This window comes from Curtobacterium phoenicis (assembly GCF_047238015.1).
Classification (GTDB): Bacteria; Actinomycetota; Actinomycetes; order Actinomycetales; family Microbacteriaceae; genus Curtobacterium.
Map to the genome: position 1 here is coordinate 2,868,187 of NZ_JBDFLZ010000002.1, position 17,549 is coordinate 2,885,735.

The 17,549-nt window shown below is 69.5% G+C and carries 17 protein-coding genes and 1 tRNA gene; 4 read left to right on the forward strand and 14 right to left on the reverse strand.

Features of this window, described 5'->3' with window-relative positions; translation table 11 throughout:
* Positions 1-242 precede the first annotated feature (242 nt).
* Together ABC270_RS13590 and ABC270_RS13595 are read right to left on the reverse strand one after the other, a co-directional pair.
* Positions 243-1,775, reverse strand: coding sequence for a sensor histidine kinase (locus ABC270_RS13590; RefSeq protein ID WP_412881278.1), 1,533 nt, complete (start codon positions 1,773-1,775; stop codon positions 243-245).
* Between the two features lie 11 nt (positions 1,776-1,786).
* Entirely contained in the window at positions 1,787-2,527 is a 741-nt protein-coding gene (locus tag ABC270_RS13595; RefSeq protein ID WP_096897817.1) for a response regulator transcription factor, read from the reverse strand.
* Positions 2,528-2,679: 152 nt separating this feature from the next.
* Between ABC270_RS13595 and ABC270_RS13600 the strand changes: the two genes are divergently transcribed.
* Together ABC270_RS13600 and ABC270_RS13605 are read left to right on the forward strand one after the other, a co-directional pair.
* Positions 2,680-4,224, forward strand: a complete 1,545-nt coding sequence (locus ABC270_RS13600) for an ABC transporter permease (RefSeq protein WP_412881279.1) — start codon at positions 2,680-2,682, stop codon at positions 4,222-4,224.
* Positions 4,225-4,409: 185 nt separating this feature from the next.
* Complete coding sequence (locus ABC270_RS13605; RefSeq protein ID WP_412882095.1) at positions 4,410-5,084, forward strand: ABC transporter ATP-binding protein; 675 nt, start codon at positions 4,410-4,412, stop codon at positions 5,082-5,084.
* A gap of 213 nt (positions 5,085-5,297) precedes the next feature.
* On the opposite strand, the gene ABC270_RS13610 is transcribed toward ABC270_RS13605, so the two are convergent.
* The 6 genes from ABC270_RS13610 to ABC270_RS13635 form a co-directional block, all read right to left on the reverse strand.
* Positions 5,298-6,236: a TolB family protein gene (locus ABC270_RS13610; protein WP_412881280.1), complete on the reverse strand. Its 939-nt coding sequence runs from the start codon at positions 6,234-6,236 to the stop codon at positions 5,298-5,300.
* 259 nt (positions 6,237-6,495) lie between these two features.
* Positions 6,496-7,335, reverse strand: coding sequence for a carbohydrate ABC transporter permease (locus tag ABC270_RS13615; RefSeq protein ID WP_412881281.1), 840 nt, complete (start codon positions 7,333-7,335; stop codon positions 6,496-6,498).
* Positions 7,328-8,323 (reverse strand): carbohydrate ABC transporter permease, encoded by a 996-nt coding sequence (locus tag ABC270_RS13620; RefSeq protein WP_412881282.1) that lies wholly within the window; start codon positions 8,321-8,323, stop codon positions 7,328-7,330. Before ABC270_RS13620 ends, ABC270_RS13615 begins: the two co-directional genes overlap by 8 nt.
* A gap of 203 nt (positions 8,324-8,526) precedes the next feature.
* On the reverse strand, positions 8,527-9,828 hold the full coding sequence (locus ABC270_RS13625; protein WP_412881283.1) for an ABC transporter substrate-binding protein: 1,302 nt from the start codon (positions 9,826-9,828) through the stop codon (positions 8,527-8,529).
* 67 nt (positions 9,829-9,895) lie between these two features.
* The gene (locus ABC270_RS13630; RefSeq protein ID WP_412881284.1) at positions 9,896-11,050 is read right to left on the reverse strand and encodes a Gfo/Idh/MocA family protein; all 1,155 of its coding nucleotides are present in this window, start codon (positions 11,048-11,050) and stop codon (positions 9,896-9,898) included.
* Positions 11,047-11,793, reverse strand: a complete 747-nt coding sequence (locus ABC270_RS13635) for a sugar phosphate isomerase/epimerase family protein (RefSeq protein ID WP_412881285.1) — start codon at positions 11,791-11,793, stop codon at positions 11,047-11,049. The genes ABC270_RS13630 and ABC270_RS13635 overlap by 4 nt, the downstream gene beginning before the upstream one ends.
* A 144-nt stretch (positions 11,794-11,937) precedes the next feature.
* On the opposite strand from ABC270_RS13635, the gene ABC270_RS13640 reads away from it, so the two are divergent.
* A complete protein-coding gene (locus ABC270_RS13640) occupies positions 11,938-13,149 on the forward strand; it encodes an ROK family transcriptional regulator (RefSeq protein ID WP_412881286.1) in 1,212 nt (403 codons plus the stop codon).
* Positions 13,150-13,365: 216 nt separating this feature from the next.
* On the forward strand, positions 13,366-13,947 hold the full coding sequence (locus ABC270_RS13645; RefSeq protein WP_412882096.1) for a YqaJ viral recombinase family protein: 582 nt from the start codon (positions 13,366-13,368) through the stop codon (positions 13,945-13,947).
* Here the strand turns inward: ABC270_RS13645 and ABC270_RS13650 are convergent.
* The 6 genes from ABC270_RS13650 to ABC270_RS13675 all read right to left on the reverse strand — a co-directional run bounded on the left by ABC270_RS13650 (position 13,944) and on the right by ABC270_RS13675 (position 17,444).
* Positions 13,944-14,552: a Pr6Pr family membrane protein gene (locus tag ABC270_RS13650; RefSeq protein WP_412881287.1), complete on the reverse strand. Its 609-nt coding sequence runs from the start codon at positions 14,550-14,552 to the stop codon at positions 13,944-13,946. The genes ABC270_RS13645 and ABC270_RS13650 overlap by 4 nt on opposite strands.
* 85 nt (positions 14,553-14,637) lie before the next feature.
* On the reverse strand, positions 14,638-15,327 hold the full coding sequence (gene rplA / locus ABC270_RS13655) for a 50S ribosomal protein L1 (protein ID WP_022834225.1): 690 nt from the start codon (positions 15,325-15,327) through the stop codon (positions 14,638-14,640).
* A 74-nt stretch (positions 15,328-15,401) separates the two neighbouring features.
* Complete coding sequence (gene rplK, locus ABC270_RS13660) at positions 15,402-15,833, reverse strand: 50S ribosomal protein L11 (protein ID WP_017888638.1); 432 nt, start codon at positions 15,831-15,833, stop codon at positions 15,402-15,404.
* A 121-nt stretch (positions 15,834-15,954) separates the two neighbouring features.
* Positions 15,955-16,998 (reverse strand): transcription termination/antitermination protein NusG, encoded by a 1,044-nt coding sequence (gene nusG, locus ABC270_RS13665; protein ID WP_412881288.1) that lies wholly within the window; start codon positions 16,996-16,998, stop codon positions 15,955-15,957.
* Positions 16,999-17,073: 75 nt separating this feature from the next.
* Complete coding sequence (gene secE, locus ABC270_RS13670; protein WP_400413601.1) at positions 17,074-17,337, reverse strand: preprotein translocase subunit SecE; 264 nt, start codon at positions 17,335-17,337, stop codon at positions 17,074-17,076.
* Between the two features lie 34 nt (positions 17,338-17,371).
* A tRNA-Trp gene (locus tag ABC270_RS13675) sits at positions 17,372-17,444 on the reverse strand.
* Between the last annotated feature and the right edge of the window lie 105 nt (positions 17,445-17,549).

Consider the following 17,549-nt stretch of genomic DNA (forward strand, 5'->3'; position numbering starts at 1 on the left):
AACGAAAAAAGCTCCGGCGCACAGAGGCTCGGAGCTGCCCCCACCGGAACGGCGGGAGTGGTTCGGAACACCTGCGCGGGATGCCTCACGTTGGAGGACCTTCGGTCGCGGCGTTCACAAACACGTTGCGAGCGCAGCGACATCCGGCGGTCTTTGGCTTCGAGAACTGTACCAGACGCCGCAGGCGTCACCAAACGACGGCCGGGAGGCGCGGGGCGGGCCCGCACCGTGTCTCCAGGCCGTCAGGTGGCCGCGGGAGCGGCCTCGGGCGTCTCCGACCAGTCCGCCGGGTCGCCCTCTGCGGACGCGTCGGCCGCGCCGCCCTCGGCAGCCGACGGCGGCGCGACGGGCAGGTGGACCGTGAACACGGTGTCCCCCGGCTCGCTCGTGACCTCGACCCGACCGCCGTGCGCCTGCACGACGGCGTCGACGATGGCGAGCCCGAGCCCCGTTGACCCGACCGTGCGCGAGCGTGAGCTGTCGGCGCGGGCGAACCGCTCGAACAGCTTCGGCAGGAACTCGGGATCGATGCCCTGGCCGGTGTCCCGCACGGTGAGGTCGACACCGTCGGACACGCGGGCGATGCCCACCGTGATCCGGGTGCCCTCGGGGGTGTGCGTCCTGGCGTTCGTGACGAGGTTGACGATGACCTGGTGGAGCCGGGCTGCGTCGCCGAGCACCTCGACCGGCTCCTCGGGCACGTCGACCTCGATGACGTGCCCGGGCGAGGCCGCGTGCGCGTCGTTCACCGCGTCGAGCACGAGCCCGGTGAGGTCGACGTCCTCGAACTGGATCTCCCGGCCCTCGTCGAGGCGTGCGAGGAGCAGCAGGTCCTCGACCATGCTCGTCATCCGCTTCGACTCGGACTCGATCCGGCTCATCGCGTAGACGACGTCCTCCGGCAGGTCGGCGCCCATCCGACGGGTGAGTTCGGCGTAGCCCCGGACGGACGCGAGCGGGGTGCGGAGCTCGTGCGAGGCGTCCGCGACGAACTGCCGGACCTTCTGCTCGGAGCGTTCCCGGGCCTGCATGGCCCCGCCGATGTGGCCGAGCATGCGGTTGAACGCGGCACCGACGCGGCCGACCTCGGTGCGGGGGTCGGCGTCCGGGACCCGGACGTCCTGCAGGGCGTCGCTGCGCTCGAGGGGCATTCGGGCGACGGCGGACGCCGTCTCCGCGACCCGTTCGAGCGGTCGGAGCGAGCGCCGGACGACGACCGCGGCGACGACCGACCCGGCGACGAGGGCGAGCCCCACGACAACCACGACCACGAGGAGCAGCGACCAGACGCTCTCGTACACGGGCGACATCGGCAGCCCGACGACGAGGACGGCGTTCCCCACGACGGGGTTGTCGACCTGCACGGCCGCGACCCGGTACTTCCCGAGCGCGCCGCCGAGGTCGAGGGTGGCGGGTTCGACCCCGACCTTGACCTGCCCGAGCCGCTGCAGTTCGTCGGTGGTGAGCTGGGACCGGGAGCTGTCCTCGTTGATGACGATGCCGGCAGCCACCCCACCGGTGCCGTAGTAGGCGGTCAGCGTGCCGGCCGCCTGTCCGAGCGGGGCCAGTGCGTCGTCGTTCGGCCGCTGCCCGTTCGGGTTCTGCTGTCCCTCGCCGAACTTCGTGCTCGCACGCTCGGTCGCCTTCGACAGCTGGGAGTCGATCGTGCCGGTCTGGATGGACGCGAGCGCGATGATGCTGCCCGCGCCGATGACCGCGCTGACGGCCACGACGAGGGCGACGATGCTGAGGACCAGCCGTCGACGGAGGGTCACTGCGCCGGACCTCAGGACGTCGGCTTGATGACGTACCCGACGCCCCGCACGGTGTGGATCATCGGGGTCTCACCGGCGTCGATCTTCTTGCGCAGGTAGGAGATGTAGATCTCGACGACGGAGCTCTTGCCGCCGAAGTCGTACGACCACACCCGGTCGAGGATCTGCGCCTTCGAGAGCACGCGGCGGGGGTTCCGCATGAGGAAGCGGAGCAGCTCGAACTCGGTCGCGGTGAGCTCGATCGGCCGACCCGCGCGGGAGACCTCGTACGACTCCTCGTCGAGCACGAGGTCGCCGACGACGATGCGGGAGTCGCCGGCCTCGGAGATCGAGATCTGCGAGCGACGGATGAGGCCTCGTAGACGTGCCACGACCTCTTCCAGCGAGAACGGCTTCGTGACGTAGTCGTCGCCGCCGGCGGTCAGGCCGGTGACGCGGTCCTCGACGGAGTCCTTCGCGGTGAGGAACAGCACCGGGGTGTCGTCGTTGTTCTGGCGCAGCCGGCTGAGGACCTGGAGGCCGTCGAGGTCCGGCATCATCACGTCGAGCACCATCGCGTCGGGCTTCCACTCCCGAGCGGTGCTCAGGGCGTCCTGCCCGCCGTTCGCGCTCTTGACGTCCCAACCCTCGTAGCGGAGCGCCATGGAGAGCAGGTCGGTGAGGCTGGCCTCGTCGTCGACGACGAGGATGCGCAACGGGGATCCGTCGGCACGTGTGAGGCGCGGGGCTGCGGCAGGCTGGGAGATGGTCACAAAACCGAGTATCGAGCGTTTCCTATGAGCGGTCTGAGATGCTCCGATGTCCGCCCTGTGGATCATTCCTCATAGCTGATCCATCGGAACGAGCAGCGCGGCTCATCGACTGCCTCCATACGGTCTCCCCGTCCCCAACACCGAGGAGAACCATGTTCCTGACCTACCTCAGGCGCGAGCTCACGAACCGCCGGAAGCAGACGGTGATCATCGCCGTCGGCATGGCGCTCGCGATCGCCCTGGTCGTCATCGTGTCGTCGATCGCGAGCGGCGTGAAGTCCGCCCAGTCGAGCGTCCTGTCGTCCGTGTACGGCGTCGGCACCGACATCACCGTCACGAAGACCGAGCAGCCGTCGTCGTCGAGCACCGGACGACCGTCCTTCGACTTCGGCAGCCGATCGGGCAGCGACAGCGGGTCGACCGACCTCTCGCAGTCCCGGCTCGCGGTCGCCCGCGGCACGAGCACGCTGAACGCGTCGAACCTCTCCACGGTCACGTCGACCGCCGGGGTGAAGGCCGCCACCGGCGTGCTCACGCTCGAGGACACGACGTTCTCCGGCAAGGTGCAGCAGAACAGCAGCGGGAGCAGCTCGACCGGGAACAACAGCGGCAGCAGCTCCTCCGGCAGCAGCGGCGCGCAGCAGGGCCCGCCGAGCGGCGGCGAGGGCGGCGGTTTCGGCGGCGGGTCGTTCTCCGTCGATTCCTTCACCGTCACGGGCATCCCGGTCTCCGGCGACACCGTCGGCCCGCTCACGAGCACCGAGACCACGAAGGGCCGGACGTTCACGTCGGCCGACGCCGGCAAGGACGTCGTCGTGCTCGACAGCTCCTACGCGAAGAGCGAGGACAAGACCGTCGGGGACACGCTCGAGATCGGCGGCACGAAGTTCACCGTCATCGGCATCGTCGCGTCGACCGGATCGTCGAGCACCACCGGGTCGAACACCTACATCCCCCTCGACACCGCGCAGTCCCTCGCCGACCTCGACGGCAAGGTCACCTCGATCTACGTCTCCGCGGAGTCCTCGTCGGACGTGAGCACGATCAAGACCGCCCTCCAGCAGAAGCTCTCGACCGCGACCGTGTCGACCGAGGCCGACCTCGCGTCGAGCGTCTCCGGCTCGCTCAGCACCGCGTCGACGCTCGTGTCGAACCTCGGCACGTGGCTGTCGGTCGTCGTCCTCGCGGCGGCGTTCCTCATCGCGATCCTCTTCACGATCTCCGGCGTCACGCGACGCACGCGGGAGTTCGGCACACTCAAGGCGATCGGCTGGTCGAACGGCCGCATCACGCGCCAGGTCGCCGGTGAGTCGCTCGTCCAGGGCCTCATCGGCGGCGTGCTCGGCGCCGTGGTCGGGCTCGTCGGCATCCTCGTGGTGAACGTCATCGCCCCGACGGTCTCGGCGAGCGCCACGTCCTCGACGCGCGGCGGTGGCGCCGGCGGCGGGGGCATGCCCGGTGGCGCGGCGACCGCAGCCGCCGGGAACGGTACGACCGGCGGCACACCGGCGGGCGGCTTCGGCGGCGGCGCCTCGACCGCGAGCACGACCGACGTCGTCCTGCACGCGCCCGTCACCGTCGAGGTCATCCTCGTCGCCATCGGCCTGGCGATCCTCGGCGGGCTCATCGCGGGCGCGCTCGGCGGCTGGCGCGCGAGCCGGCTCCGGCCCGCCGAGGCCCTGCGGAGCGTCGCCTGATGCCCGCCCCACGCCCCGGCGCGACCCCCGTCCACCCCGCACCGGGAGCCGACACGGTCCCCGGGGCGTCCGGACCGACCGGCGCCGACCCGGCGACACCCACCACCACCGACACGACAGGAGCCACCGTGACCACACCAGCGACCGCAACGTCCGCGCCGGACGCGAGCCGTGCCTCCAGGCCGATCTACCGCCTGCAGAACGTGAGCAAGACGTACCGGCAGAAGAAGCGGACGGTCACGGCGCTCACGAACGTCGACCTGACGATCCCGCAGGGGCAGCTCGTGGCGATCCAGGGGCCCACCGGCGGCGGCAAGTCGACGCTGTTGCAGATGCTCGGCGCGCTCGACCGGCCGAGTGCCGGGAGCGTCGTGCTGGGCGACCACGACGTGGCGAGGCTCGGCGACGGCGCGCTGACCGACCTGCGGGCGACCGAGATCGGGTTCGTGTTCCAGAGCTTCAACCTCATCCCGACGTTGACGGCGTTGGAGAACGTCGAGACGGCGTTCGCCGGGTCCGTCGCGAACCGGTCGAAGGCCGAGATCCGCGAACGTGCGACGGCGGCGCTCCGCGACGTCGGCCTCGGCGAGCGGCTCGACCACCTGCCGGCCGAGCTCTCCGGCGGCCAGCAGCAGCGCGTCGCGATCGCACGGGCGCTCGTGAAGAACCCGTCGGTGCTCCTGGCGGACGAGCCGACCGGCGCGCTCGACGAGGGGACGCGCGACGAGATCATGGGGCTCATCGAGCGGCAGTGGAAGGAGCGCGGGCTGACCGTGGTCATCGTCACGCACGACTCGTGGGTGGCACGGCGTGCCGAGCGCCGGCTGCACATCAAGCAGGGCCAGGTCCGCGAGGTGTAGGTGCGCCCGGGCGCCGCCCGCGCAGCCGCGCACCCCGCGCAGCCCGCGCGCAGCCCGCGCAGCCCGCGCACCCCGCGCAGCCCGCGCGCGCCCCGCGCAGCCCACGCAGCCCGAGCAGCCCGAGCAGCCCGAGTCTCGGCCCGGCGGACAGTTTCGCGGTCTGGTTGCCGCGAAATCGTCCGCCGAGGCGAGTCTCGGGTGGGCCCCCTCGCGCTACCCGCCCACCGGGTAGTCGCAGTACGCGAACCACCGCGAGTCCGGCGACCACGGCGGCACGTTCACGGTCCCCTGCCCGCCGTCGAGCGTGACGAGCGTCTCCGGGAGGACGGCGATCCGCGCTCCCCGCACGAGCACCCCCGGCAGCAGCCGCAGCTCCACGCGGTGGTCGGCCGGATGCCCCTGCACGCCGGGCTCGTACGAGAGGTACAGCAGGTGCGACCCGTCCGGCGACAGGTGTGGGAACCAGTTCACCCGGTCGTCGTTCGTGATCCGCACCGGCTCGTCCTGGCCCGGCCAGAGGCTCGCGAGCTGCGCTGTCCCCGGGGTGAAGCGCTCGGTGTTGAACAGCCAGGTCCCGCCGTCGGGCGTGATCGTGCACCCGTCGTCGGGGAACCCGTCACGTGTGCGGAACGTCGGCTCGCCGGTGGTCGGGTCGACGCTCGCGACGTCGGTGGTCCAGACGCCGTCGGGGCTGCGCTCGCCGACGATCGCCGCGAGGGCGCTCCCGTCCGGAGCGATGCCGTGGAGGTAGAACTTCCGCGTCGTCGGGAGCGCGGTCGTCGTGTCGGTCAGCTGCGTCGCTGCGCCCCCGTCGGGCAGCGGCACCCGGTAGAGCTCGCCGTTCCGCGCGCTGACCACGACCGAGCCGTCCGACGGGTCGAGCACGTGGTCGTTGTTGATCTCCTCGACACCGGGCATCGGGACCGGCACGAGCGCGGTCTCGTCGAGCACGGAGCCCGGCTCCGGGAGGCGCAGCAGCCAGAGGTCGCCGTCCCCGTTCAGCACGATGGTGTCGTCGTCGAGGACGTTCGGAGCCTCGACGAGCACGGTCGACGACTCGAACACGAGTCGGCTCGTCCGTGACCCGACGTCGTACACGTGCACGCGGCTGGTCTGACCCGGCAGCAGCTGCCGTCCGCGGGGTTCGCTCATGGGTCCATCCTGTCGGTTCCTGGCGGGAGGTGTCGCGGTGCCACCACCATGTCGCCCTCGCGAGAGCGACATGGTGCGGGCCTGTGCCGTGGGCATCTGTCGCTTTCGCGTCCGAGCTCGGCGGCGGGCGTCCGGAAGCGACAGTCTGCGCGCGTCCGCACGCGCCGATCAGTCGCTTTCACGAAAGCGTCGCGCGGCAGATCGACGGGAGGCGCGGTGCGGGTCCGACCCGCACCGCGCCTCCCGGGGGTGGTGGCGCCTACTTCACCGCGCCGGCGGTCAGACCCGCCACGAACTGCCGCTGCACGATGAGGAACGCGACCACCACGGGGACCGACACCACGAGCGACGCCGCCATGATCTGGTTCCAGTACACGTTGGTCTGCGTCGAGTACTGCTGCAGACCGTTCGCGAGCAGCTGCCCGTCGCCGTTCGTCATCACCGAGGCGAAGAGCACCTCGCCCCAGGCGGTCATGAACGAGTAGATCCCGACCGCCACGAGCCCCGGCCGGGCCGACGGCAGGATCACCCGGAACAGGGCGCCCATCGGTCCGGAGCCGTCCACCATCGCGGCCTCGTCGAGTTCACGCGGGATGGTCTCGAAGTAGCCCGCGAGCATCCAGATCGAGAACGGCAGCGTGAACGTCAGGTAGGTGATGATGAGGCCGGTCCACGACCCGACGAGCTGGATGCCGAGCGTGTTGCCGAGGTTCGTGAAGATGAGGAACAGCGGCAGCAGGAACAGCACGCCGGGGAACATCTGGGTCGACAGCACGGCGGTGGTGAACGTGCTCTTGCCCTTGAAGTTCCACCGCGAGACCCCGTAGGCGGCGAACGTGGCGATGATGAGCGAGAACAGCGTCGCGACCGTGCAGACCACGAGCGAGTTGACGAAGTACTTCGCCAGCGGGACGGTCGACCACATGTCGATGAACGGCTGGAACGTGATCGTGGACGGGATCCACGTGAAGTTGTTCTGGACGTCGCCGAGCGGCTTCATGGCCGTCGTGATCATGACGTAGAGCGGGACGACCGTGAACAGCGTCAGCAGGACGATGGTGACGATCTTGAACGACTTGGCGCCGACTGTCTCACGCACGGACGGACCTCCGGTTGGTCACGGCGAGGTAGATGCCCGTGACGATGAGCAGGAAGATGAGGAGCAGGACGCTCATCGCGGCCCCGGAGCCGAAGTTCCAGGTGATGAACGACGCGTTGTAGATGTGGAAGCTCAGCAGGTCCGCGGCCGGGGGCTGCGCGGTCGAGCCGAACAGGACGTACGGCGTGTTGAAGTCGTTGAACGTCCAGAGGAACATCACGAGCACCAGGGTCACGTTGACGGGACGGACCATCGGCAGCGTGATCGAGCGCCACTGGCGGAACGGCTTCGCACCGTCGACCGAGGCGGCCTCGTAGACGTCGTTCGGCACGGACTGCAGGCCGGCCATCAGCATGAGGAACGCGAACGGCCAGGTCTTCCAGATCGCGACGACGACGACCGAGACGAAGGCGTTCGACCCGATCAGCCAGAACGGTCCCTGGCCGCTGAAGAGGTGCAGCTGGTCGACGAGGACGTGGTTGATCGCGCCGGAGTCCCGCTGGAACATGAACTTCCACGTGATGATGCCCGCGTACATCGGCAGCGCGTACGGCACGAGGAAGAGCGTGCGGAAGAGGCCGCGCCCCCTGAACGGCTTCTGCAGCGCGACCGCCGCCGCCATCCCGAACGTCCACGACAGGCCGACCACCAGGATCGTGAACGCGCAGGTGATGAGGAACGAGTTGAGGACGCCCTGGCCGATCGCCTGGTCGAAGTCGATCGCGACCGAGTAGTTCCGGAGCCCGGCGAAGGGAGCGGCTCCCCAGTTCGCGATGAAGTACTTGGTGAGCTGCATGAACGAGATCCAGATGCCGGTGAGCATCGGGACGATGTGGATGAGCAGCTCGAACAGGATCGCCGGCGCGACGAGCGCGTACGGCAGCCAGTGACGCTTCGGCTTCCGACCCGGCTGGGGCCCCGACAGGGTCGGCGCCTTGGTGTGGGTCAGGTCGATGCGCTCGGAATCAGGCAGGACCGAGGTGGACATGCGGGGCCTTTCGGCGAGGTGGAGGATCGGGTGCGGCGCGACGACCGGGGCAGCGGCCGGGAGGCGCGGCGTGCGTGAGCCGATCGGCTCACCCCCGGCGCGTGGCCGGGTGGGGTGCTGTGACCGTCACGTCCACGGGGTGGACGCGAGGGGTGGAGGCCCGGGGCGCGTCCTGGCGGACGCGACCCGGGCCTCCAGGCGGATCAACCGGCAGCCTGGGACACCTGGTCCTGGGCGGTCTGGAGCGCCGACTTGATGTCGCTGTCGGACACTGTGCCGCCGGTGGCGATCTTGGCGAACATGTCGTTCATCGCCTTGCCGACCGTCGACTCGAACTGGTCCTCGGCGGGCACCAGCGGGAGCGGCTTGGCCTTGTTGTTGTAGATGTCGAGGAACGTCTTCGTCTGCTCGTCGCTGACCGAGTCAGCAGCGGAGGCGAGCACCGGCAGCGCCGAGTACGGCTTGTCGAGCGTGGCCTGCGTGTCCGCGCTCGTCATGTACTTGACGAACTTGAGGGCGCCGTCCTTGTTCTTCGTGTTCTTGAAGATGGACAGGTTGATGCCGGCGGGGAACGACGCGATGTCCTTCTCACCCTCGGGCGCCGGGAACGGGACGACGCCGAACTCGTCGGACTTCATGCCGTTCGAGGTGATCGTGGCGTTCGCGTTGTTCTGCGTCAGCATCATCGCGGCCTTCTTGTTCGCGAAGTCCGAGACCGCCTGCGTGCCGTTGTCGTACTGCGCGTTCGACGTGTTGACGACCTTGTCGGTCTGCATCAGGTCGAGGTAGCGCTTGATGCCGTCGACGTTCGCCTTCTGGGTGAACGTCGGCTCACCCTTCGAGTCGAACCACTCGCCGCCGTTCTGCGCCGAGTTGATGAACGCGAAGTGCGAGTTCTCGGTGTACGAGCCGCCGGCGATGGTGAAGCCGTACTTGCCGCCGGTCGTCAGCTTCTTGGCGTCGGTGACGAGCTGCTCCCAGGTCGTCGGCGCCTCGATGCCGGCGTCCTTGAACATCTGCTTGTTGTAGTAGAGGCCGTACGCGAGACCGTAGAGCGGGACGCTCGTGACGGTCTTGCCGGGCGCGCCACCGGTGGAGAGCGCGACCTTGCCGAACTTGTCGGCACCGCCGATCGCCTTCATCTCCGAGGAACCGAACTCCTGGAAGGCGCCGGTGGCCTGGAGCGACGTCGCCCAGGTGTTGCCGATGTTGACCACGTCCGGACCCTGACCGGAGGTGACGGCAGTGGTGATCTTCGTCTGCAGGTCGTTCCAGCCGATGACCTGGAGGTTGACCTTGATCCCGGTCTCCTTGGTGAACTTCTCGAGGACAGGGGTGAGCACCTCCTTGTCGTTCTGGAGGGACGTCCCCTGGTTCGACGCCCAGTACGTGAGCGTCTTGGAGTCGCCGGACGAACCGGAGCCTCCGGAGGAGCAGGCCGCGAGGCCGGTCACGGTGAGTGCCGCGGCCGCGGTGATGGCCAGTGCGCGGATGGCAGTGCGCATGACTCTCTCTTTCTCGTCGTTGAGATGGTGCTGTCGGGTGCTGCTGTGTACGGGGCGTCCGCGGCCGTCAGGCCAGGGTCGACTCCGCGGGGTCCCAGCCCTCGGGGAGGGTCGGGGACGGGTCGACCGTGCTCTCGACGAGCACCGCCTCCCCGCGTTCGGCACTCTCGGCGATGGAGACCATCACGTCGAGGACGTGGAAGGCGAGGGCACCGGGGACCCGGTTGCCGACACCGGCGCGGATGGAGCGGGCGAGGTCGACCACGCCGGTGCCGCGCGAGTAGGTGGAGCCGACCGCGGGGATCGTCTCGGGCTCGTCGGCACCGGCCGCGTACAGCTCGGTGTCGCCGTCGAAGTTGTTCGGGTCCGGGAACACGAGGGTGCCCGTCTCCCCCGCGATCTCGACGAAGCCGGTGCGGCCGCGGGTCGACTCGAACGAGAAGACGCTCTGCGCGCTGCCACCGTTCGCGAACTCGATGAGCGCCGAGTGGTTCGTCGGCACCTCGACCGGGAACTCCGTCCCCGCCTTCGGCCCGGAGCCGATGACGCGGGTCGCACGGGCCTTCGACGCGGTGGCGGTGACCTTCGAGACCGGGCCGAACACCTGCACGAGGGTCGTCAGGTAGTACGGGCCGATGTCGAACAGCGGGCCGGCACCGACCGCGAAGAGGAACTCGGGGCTCGGGTGCCAGGACTCGGGGCCGGGGCTCTGGAACAGCGTCAGGCCGTTGAGGGGCGCGCCGATCCGACCGTCCCGCACGGCGCGCAGCGCTGTCTGGAGACCGGCGCCGAGGAACGTGTCGGGTGCGACGCTGACGGTCGTGCCGGCCGCGACGGCGGCGTCCCGGAGCCGGGTCGCGCTCTCGCGGTCGAGGGCGTAGGGCTTCTCGCCCCACACGTGCTTGCCGGCCGCGAGGATCTGCTCCGCGACCTCGACGTGGGCAGCCGGGATCGTCAGGTTCACGACGATCTCGATGTCGTCGTGCGCGAGCAGCTCCTCGACGGTGCCGGAGCCCGGGACACCCCACTTCTCGGCCTGGGCGGCTGCGCGCGGCAGGTCGATGTCGGCGATGAAGTGGACCGTCACGTCGGGGAAGACGGTGAGGTTCGAGAGGTACTGGTCCGAGATGACGCCGGCACCGATGACCCCGACGCCGACCGGGCCGGTGCGGCGAGTGACGTCCGTCGCGGGCGTGGTGCCCACCGTCGTGTCGGTCGTCATGCGCGGACCCCCTGCAGGAACGTGTACGAGTCGGCCACGGCCTGGAACACGTCGCCCTCGTGGTCGTCGAGCTCGACGACGTGGAGTGCCTCCGGCGCCGCTGCGACGATCTCGCGGACCGGCATGACGCCGTCGCCGACCGCGACCTGCTTCTTGTCGTCGTGCGAACCGTCGCCGTCCTTGACGTGCAGGAACTGCACCTTGTCGCCGTACTTGCCGATGATCGCGACGGGGTCGTCCCCACCGACCGTCACCCAGTAGGTGTCGAGCTCGAGCACGACGTCGTCGGACAGCGCGTCCGCGAAGACCTCGTAGGCGGAGACGCCGTCGATGCGGTTCGAGAACTCGAACGCGTGGTTGTGGTAGCCGAGGGTCAGTCCGTGGTCCGCGGCGCGGGGGGCCAGTTCGCTCAGCTCGCGGGCGATGGCCTCGACGTCCTCGCGGGTGGTCCAGCGCGCCTCGTCGATGTGCGGGTCGATGAGGGTCGTCATGCCGGTCGTGACGCTCGCGTGGAAGATCGCCTCGAGGTCCTGCTCGCCGGCATCCAGCAGTCGCGCGTGTCCGCTCGGGGCGACGAGCCCGGCGGCGGCCAGCGCGTCGCGCAGTTCAGCGGCTCGGTCGACGTAGCCGAAGAGTTCGACGTTCGTGTAGCCGATGTCGGCGATGCGCTGCAGCGTGCCGGGCAGATCGGCCGAGAGGGCGTCGCGGACGGTGTAGAGCTGGACCGAGAGCGGTTGTGTCACCAGGGGTTCTCCTCGTCGAGACGGTGTGGTCGTCACTGACCGAGCGTCACACTATGACCACTTCTGACAGCGGTCAAGCAAAAGTCGCGAACACTTCGACGCACTTCGTTGCGCGACCTGTTCGATGTGTGCTCTACTCGCCGCATGGTCGACTTGGCTCGGACGGCAGCGTCGCCGCCGGTCGGGACGAGCGAGCTCTTCCAGATCCTCCGTGACGGTGTGCCACGGACCCGGGCCGAGCTCGCCGCCCTGACGGGGATGGCACGCTCCACCATCGGCGTGCGCCTCGACGCCCTCGTCGAGGTCGGGCTCGTCGGCCCGGTGCAGACCGCCGCCTCGACCGGGGGACGCCCTCCGGCGCAGCTCGCGCTGGTCCCCCGAGCACGACTCGTGGTCGCCGCCGACCTCGGCGCCTCGCACGGACGGGTCGCCGTGACCGACCTCACCGGGGCGCCGCTCGCCTCGCGCGACGCGCGCATCGACATCGCCGCCGGACCGGTGCCGACCCTGTCGTGGCTGGTCTCCGTCATCGACGAGCTGCTCGCCGAGGTGGGCCGTGCCCGCGACGACGTCATCGCGATCGGCATCGGCGTTCCCGGTCCCGTCGAGTTCTCCACGGGCCGGCCGGCGAACCCGCCGATCATGCCCGGGTGGGACGGCTTCGACGTGCCCGGCTGGCTCCGACAGCACGTCGCCGCCCACGTCCTCCTCGACAACGACGTCAACATCGCAGCGCTCGGGGAACGGCAGCGCGGCTGGATCGACGTCGACCACCTGCTCTTCGTCAAGGTCGCCACCGGCATCGGGTCCGGCATCGTGTCCGACGGCGTGCTGCAGCGCGGCGCCCAGGGCACCGCGGGCGACATCGGTCACGTCCGCGTCGGCCGGGCCGAGGACATCCCCTGCCACTGCGGCAACACCGGCTGCCTCGAGGCCGTCGCCTCGGGACCGGCGATCGCCCGCGCGCTCCGGGCGAAGGGCCACGACGTCCACACGAGCGGCGACGTCGTCGACCTCGTGGCGCGCGCCGAGCTCGACGCCATCGCAGCGGTCCGCCAGGCCGGCCGCGACATCGGTGAGGTGCTCGCCACCTGCGTCTCGCTCATGAACCCGTCGGTGATCGTGCTCGGTGGGTCGGTCACGCGCGCCGGCGAGCACCTCCTCGCCGGCGTCCGCGAGGTCGTGTACGCCCGGTCGATGCCGCTCGCGACCGAGCACCTCGTGATCGCGCAGTCCCGCGCGGGATCGCACGCGGCGCTGCACGGGGCCGCGGCACTCGCGATCGACTACGCACTCTCCCCCGCCGGTGTCGACGAACTGGTCGCGTTCGCCGAGGGACGCGCGCTGGTGTCCTGACCGCGCGTCGGTTTCCGTCACGTCGGTGGGCGGGGTGAGAATCGTGTGGTGACGATCGTGCAGCCCACGCTGTGGGGCGACCTGGACCCCGGCCTGGAGGCAGTGCCCGCCTCCGCCACGCCGGCGCCGGGCTCGCGCACGGTCGGCTCCGGCACCACGTCCGGTGGGTCCGTCGCGTCGGGTGCACCGGTCGCGTCCGGACACGACACCTTCACGGTGCTCCGCGGGCACACCGAGCGGATCGTCGCGCACTCCTCCGACCGTGTCGCCTGGCTCCGAGCCCGGGCGATGGGCATCACCGCCACGGACGTCGCGCGGCTCGCCTCGCTCCGCGCGGTCCACGCCGTCGTCGCCGACAAGCGCTACGGCTCCCGGTTCTCGGGAAACGTGTACACCGAGCACGGTCGGGAGCGCGAACCCGTCATCGCCGCGTGGGTCGCCGCGACGCACGGCATCGAGCCGTCGGCGCACCTCTTCCACGCCGCCGCGAACCGCGCGCACCTCGCCACCCCCGACGGCGTCGGGCACGACGGCGACGGGCGTCTCGTGCTCGCCGAGATCAAGACGACCGCGAAGGGCTGGCGGAGCATCCCCCGCCACTACCTCCGGCAGATCTGGTGGCAGCAGTACGTGCTCGGAGCCGACCGCACCCTGTTCGTCTGGGAGCGCCACGACGACTTCGTCCCCGCGCACGACGAGCCCGAGTGCCGATGGGTCGACCGCGACGACGACCAGATCCGGGTCCTCATCGACCTCGCTGACCGCGTGCTGGACACACTGCGCCGCGACCGGGTCTAGACCTTCACGATCCGCAGTCGGCTCATCCCGACGACGAGCAGGCCCATCAGCGCGATGAAGACCGCGACGCCGAGGCAGTACAGCGCGACGACCCCGTACCCGAGTGACGGGTCGAGGAAGGGGTACGGCACCCAGCCGTCCGTCGCGCCGCGGATGAGGATCACGACGAGCCACACCGCGGGGTAGATCAGGAACCACCACACGTGGCGGAAGAGCAGTCGAGCACGGTCGGAGAACAGCAGCCAGTCGAGCACGGCGTAGACCGGCATCACCCTGTGCAGGACGTCGTTCGACCACTGCACCGAGGTCTGCACGTCGACGCTGACGAGCAGGGTGTTGTAGACGATGCCCGTCGTCGCGATGTACACGGTCGATGCGCCTCGGAAGATGCTGAGCCCGAGTGGACTCTGCTTCCGGCGGACCCCGACCACCAGGGTGGCGGCCAGGGCGAGCGCGATGAGGATGTTCGACTGGATCGTGAAGTAGCCGAAGAAGTTGAAGGGGTTGTAGACGGGGAGCTTCGAGCTCACGAGCCACTGCGCGAGGATCGCCGACGCGACGGCGATGACGGCGACGAGTCGCAGGGCGTTCACGAGGGTGCGCACGGGGCCACGCTACCGGGACACGGACCCGGACGACGAGAAGACCCGCACCGTCACCGGTGCGGGTCTCCTCGGACTGATCAGCAGATCAGATGCTGTTGACGTCCAGCGGGATGCCGGGGCCGAAGGTGGTCGCGACGGACCCCTTCGTGATGTAGCGGCCCTTCGAGGAGCTCGGCTTGAGGCGGACGATCTCCTCGAGCGCGGCCGAGATGTTCTCGTCGAGCTGCTCCGGCGTGAACGAGGCCTTGCCGACGACGAAGTGCACGTTGGCGTGCTTGTCGACGCGGAACTCGATCTTGCCGCCCTTGATGTCGTTGACTGCCTGCGCGACGTTCGGGGTCACGGTGCCGGTCTTCGGGTTCGGCATGAGGCCACGCGGGCCGAGCACCTTGCCCAGACGACCGACCTTGCCCATGAGGTCCGGGGTCGCGACGGCCGAGTCGAAGGCGGTGTAGCCGTCGGCGACCTTCTGGATGAGCTCGTCGCCACCGACCTCGTCGGCGCCGGCGGCGATGGCGGCCTCAGCAGCAGCACCGACCGCGAAGACGATGACGCGGGCGGTCTTGCCCGTGCCGTGCGGCAGGATGACCGTGCCGCGGACCATCTGGTCCGCCTTGCGGGGGTCGACGCCGAGCTTCAGCGCGACCTCGACGGTGGAGTCGGTCTTCGCCGAACCGGTCTCCTTCGCGAGGGCGACGGCCTCGGTCGGGGTGTAGAACTTGTCGGCCTCGATCTTCGCGGCCGCGGCCTGGTAGGCCTTTGACTTCTTCGCCATGGTGTTCTCCTCTGGGAGCTACGTGGTTGACGAGCCGGCGTGGCTCTCCCACGGAAGGGTGTTGGGGGTGTGGATCAGGCCTCGACCGTGATGCCCATCGAGCGCGCGGTGCCGGCGATGATCTTCGCGGCCTGCTCGATGTCGTTGGCGTTCAGGTCGGCCTGCTTGGTCTCGGCGATCTGACGGACCTGGTCCATCGAGATCTTGGCGACCTTGACCGTGTGCGGGGTCGACGACCCCTTCTGCACACCCGCAGCCTTCTTGATGAGCTCGGCGGCCGGCGGGGTCTTGAGGACGAACGTGAACGAACGGTCCTCGTAGACGGTGATCTCGACCGGCACGACGTTGCCACGCTGCGACTCGGTCGCGGCGTTGTACGCCTTGCAGAACTCCATGATGTTCACGCCGTGCTGACCGAGCGCGGGACCGATCGGCGGGGCCGGGTTGGCGGCGCCCGCGTTGATCTGCAGCTTGATCAGGCCCGTGACCTTCTTCTTCGGTGCCATGACTTGTTTCCTCCTGGAATCGAACGCACGGGGATCCGTGCACTCTCCCGCGGGCCCGGCCGTTCCGGACCGCGGTGAAGCCCCACACGCTCAGCGTGCGGGGCCAAACCTCGGTAGCTTACTACAGCTTGGTGACCTGGTCGAAGCTCAGCTCGACCGGGGTCTCGCGCTCGAACAGCGAGACGAGGACCGTGAGCTTGCCGCTCTCCGGCTTGATCTCGGAGATCGATCCCGGCAGGCCCGCGAACGAGCCTTCCTTGATGGTGATCGTCTCGCCGATCTCGAAGTCGACCTCGGCCTGCGGCTGGGCCTGCGCGGCGCCGCCGGACTTCGCGCCGCCCTTGGCCGGAGCGGCCTCGGCGACCTGGACGAGCGACTTCAGCATGCCGAAGGCCTCGTCGAAGCGGAGCGGGGTCGGGTTGTGGGCGTTGCCGACGAAGCCGGTCACACCCGGGGTGTGCCGGACGACCGACCACGAGTCCTCGTTGAGGTCCATGCGGACGAGCACGTACGAGGGGATCCGGACGCGGGTGACCAGCTTGCGCTGCCCGTTCTTGATCTCGACGACGTCCTCCATCGGGACCTCGACCTGGTAGATGTAGTCCTCCATCGACATCGAGACCATGCGGTTCTCGATGTTCGACTTCACGCGACGCTCGAAGCCCGCGTAGGAGTGGATGACGTACCACTTGCCCGGCTTCATCCGCAGCTCGGCCTTGAAGGCCTCGTACGGGTCGACCTCGGCAGGCTCGTCCTCGGCGTCCAGTGCCTCGTCGGCGGCGAGGGTCTCGTTCGCCTGCTCGGCGGACTCCGCCTCGAGCTCGACCTCTTCCTCGTCCTCGACTGCCTCGACGGCGGCCTCGGCCTCGTCGGCGGAGTCGATCTCGAGGGCGTCGTCCACGACCGCGTCGGCCTCGGGGTCGCGCGACTCCTGCAGTGCGGTGAGCGCTTCGTCGAGGCCGGCGTCGACCGTGCCGTCGTCGGGCTCGTCGCTCAGACCGAGGGACTTGTCGTCGGCGTCCTCGACCGAGATCGCACGCTCCTCAGCGGACTCGGCAGCGAGCTGCTCGCCGGTCTCGACGTCGCCTTCCTGGTTCTCCTCGACCTCGGAGGACTGCTCGGCAGCCGTCGCGAGGTCGATGTCGTCGCGGGAGTTGTCAGACAATGTCGATTCTTTCCGTTCGGTGGTGCGGATCGGGTTGGCGAGCCATCAGCCCGGCCTGCGGTCGGTCGGACCGGATCAGGCGGTCGGACCGTTGCCGAAGACGTAGCCGACGCCGAGCCCGAACACGAAGTCGAGGACCGACACCAGGACCATCATCACGATCACGAAGACCAGGACGACGCCGGTGTAGCTGAAGAGCTCCTTGCGGGTCGGCGTGACCACCTTACGGAGCTCGCCGATGACCTGCCGGATGAACAGGGCGATGGCAGCGAACGGCCCGCGACGCGATGCGCGGTCCTGCTTCGCCTTGGCGACGACGTCGTCCGCCGTCGCTTCCACGTCTTTGCTCGCCACTTCTACCCTTCCAGATGTGCAGGGCGGACAGGACTCGAACCTGCAACCTGCGGTTTTGGAGACCGCTGCTCTACCAATTGAGCCACCGCCCTTCGGAACACGTCACGTCGCCGATCCGCGTTCCGGTGGTCGAGTGTACGGGAGTCCGTCACACGGTGTCCACTTGACGGATGCTCCGGCGTGCCGCGCCGATAGGC

What these genes read in the sequence shown, in the direction of transcription:
- ABC270_RS13610 (WP_412881280.1), bottom strand. Translation starts at nt 6,236, where the DNA reads ATGAGCGAACCCCGCGGACGGCAGCTGCTGCCGGGTCAGACCAGCCGC.
- rplA (WP_022834225.1), bottom strand. Translation starts at nt 15,327, where the DNA reads ATGGCGAAGAAGTCAAAGGCCTACCAGGCCGCGGCCGCGAAGATCGAG.
- ABC270_RS13630 (WP_412881284.1), bottom strand. Translation starts at nt 11,050, where the DNA reads ATGACGACCGACACGACGGTGGGCACCACGCCCGCGACGGACGTCACT.
- ABC270_RS13640 (WP_412881286.1), top strand. Translation starts at nt 11,938, where the DNA reads ATGGTCGACTTGGCTCGGACGGCAGCGTCGCCGCCGGTCGGGACGAGC.
- ABC270_RS13600 (WP_412881279.1), top strand. Translation starts at nt 2,680, where the DNA reads ATGTTCCTGACCTACCTCAGGCGCGAGCTCACGAACCGCCGGAAGCAG.
- ABC270_RS13620 (WP_412881282.1), bottom strand. Translation starts at nt 8,323, where the DNA reads ATGTCCACCTCGGTCCTGCCTGATTCCGAGCGCATCGACCTGACCCAC.
- rplK (WP_017888638.1), bottom strand. Translation starts at nt 15,833, where the DNA reads ATGGCACCGAAGAAGAAGGTCACGGGCCTGATCAAGCTGCAGATCAAC.
- ABC270_RS13625 (WP_412881283.1), bottom strand. Translation starts at nt 9,828, where the DNA reads ATGCGCACTGCCATCCGCGCACTGGCCATCACCGCGGCCGCGGCACTC.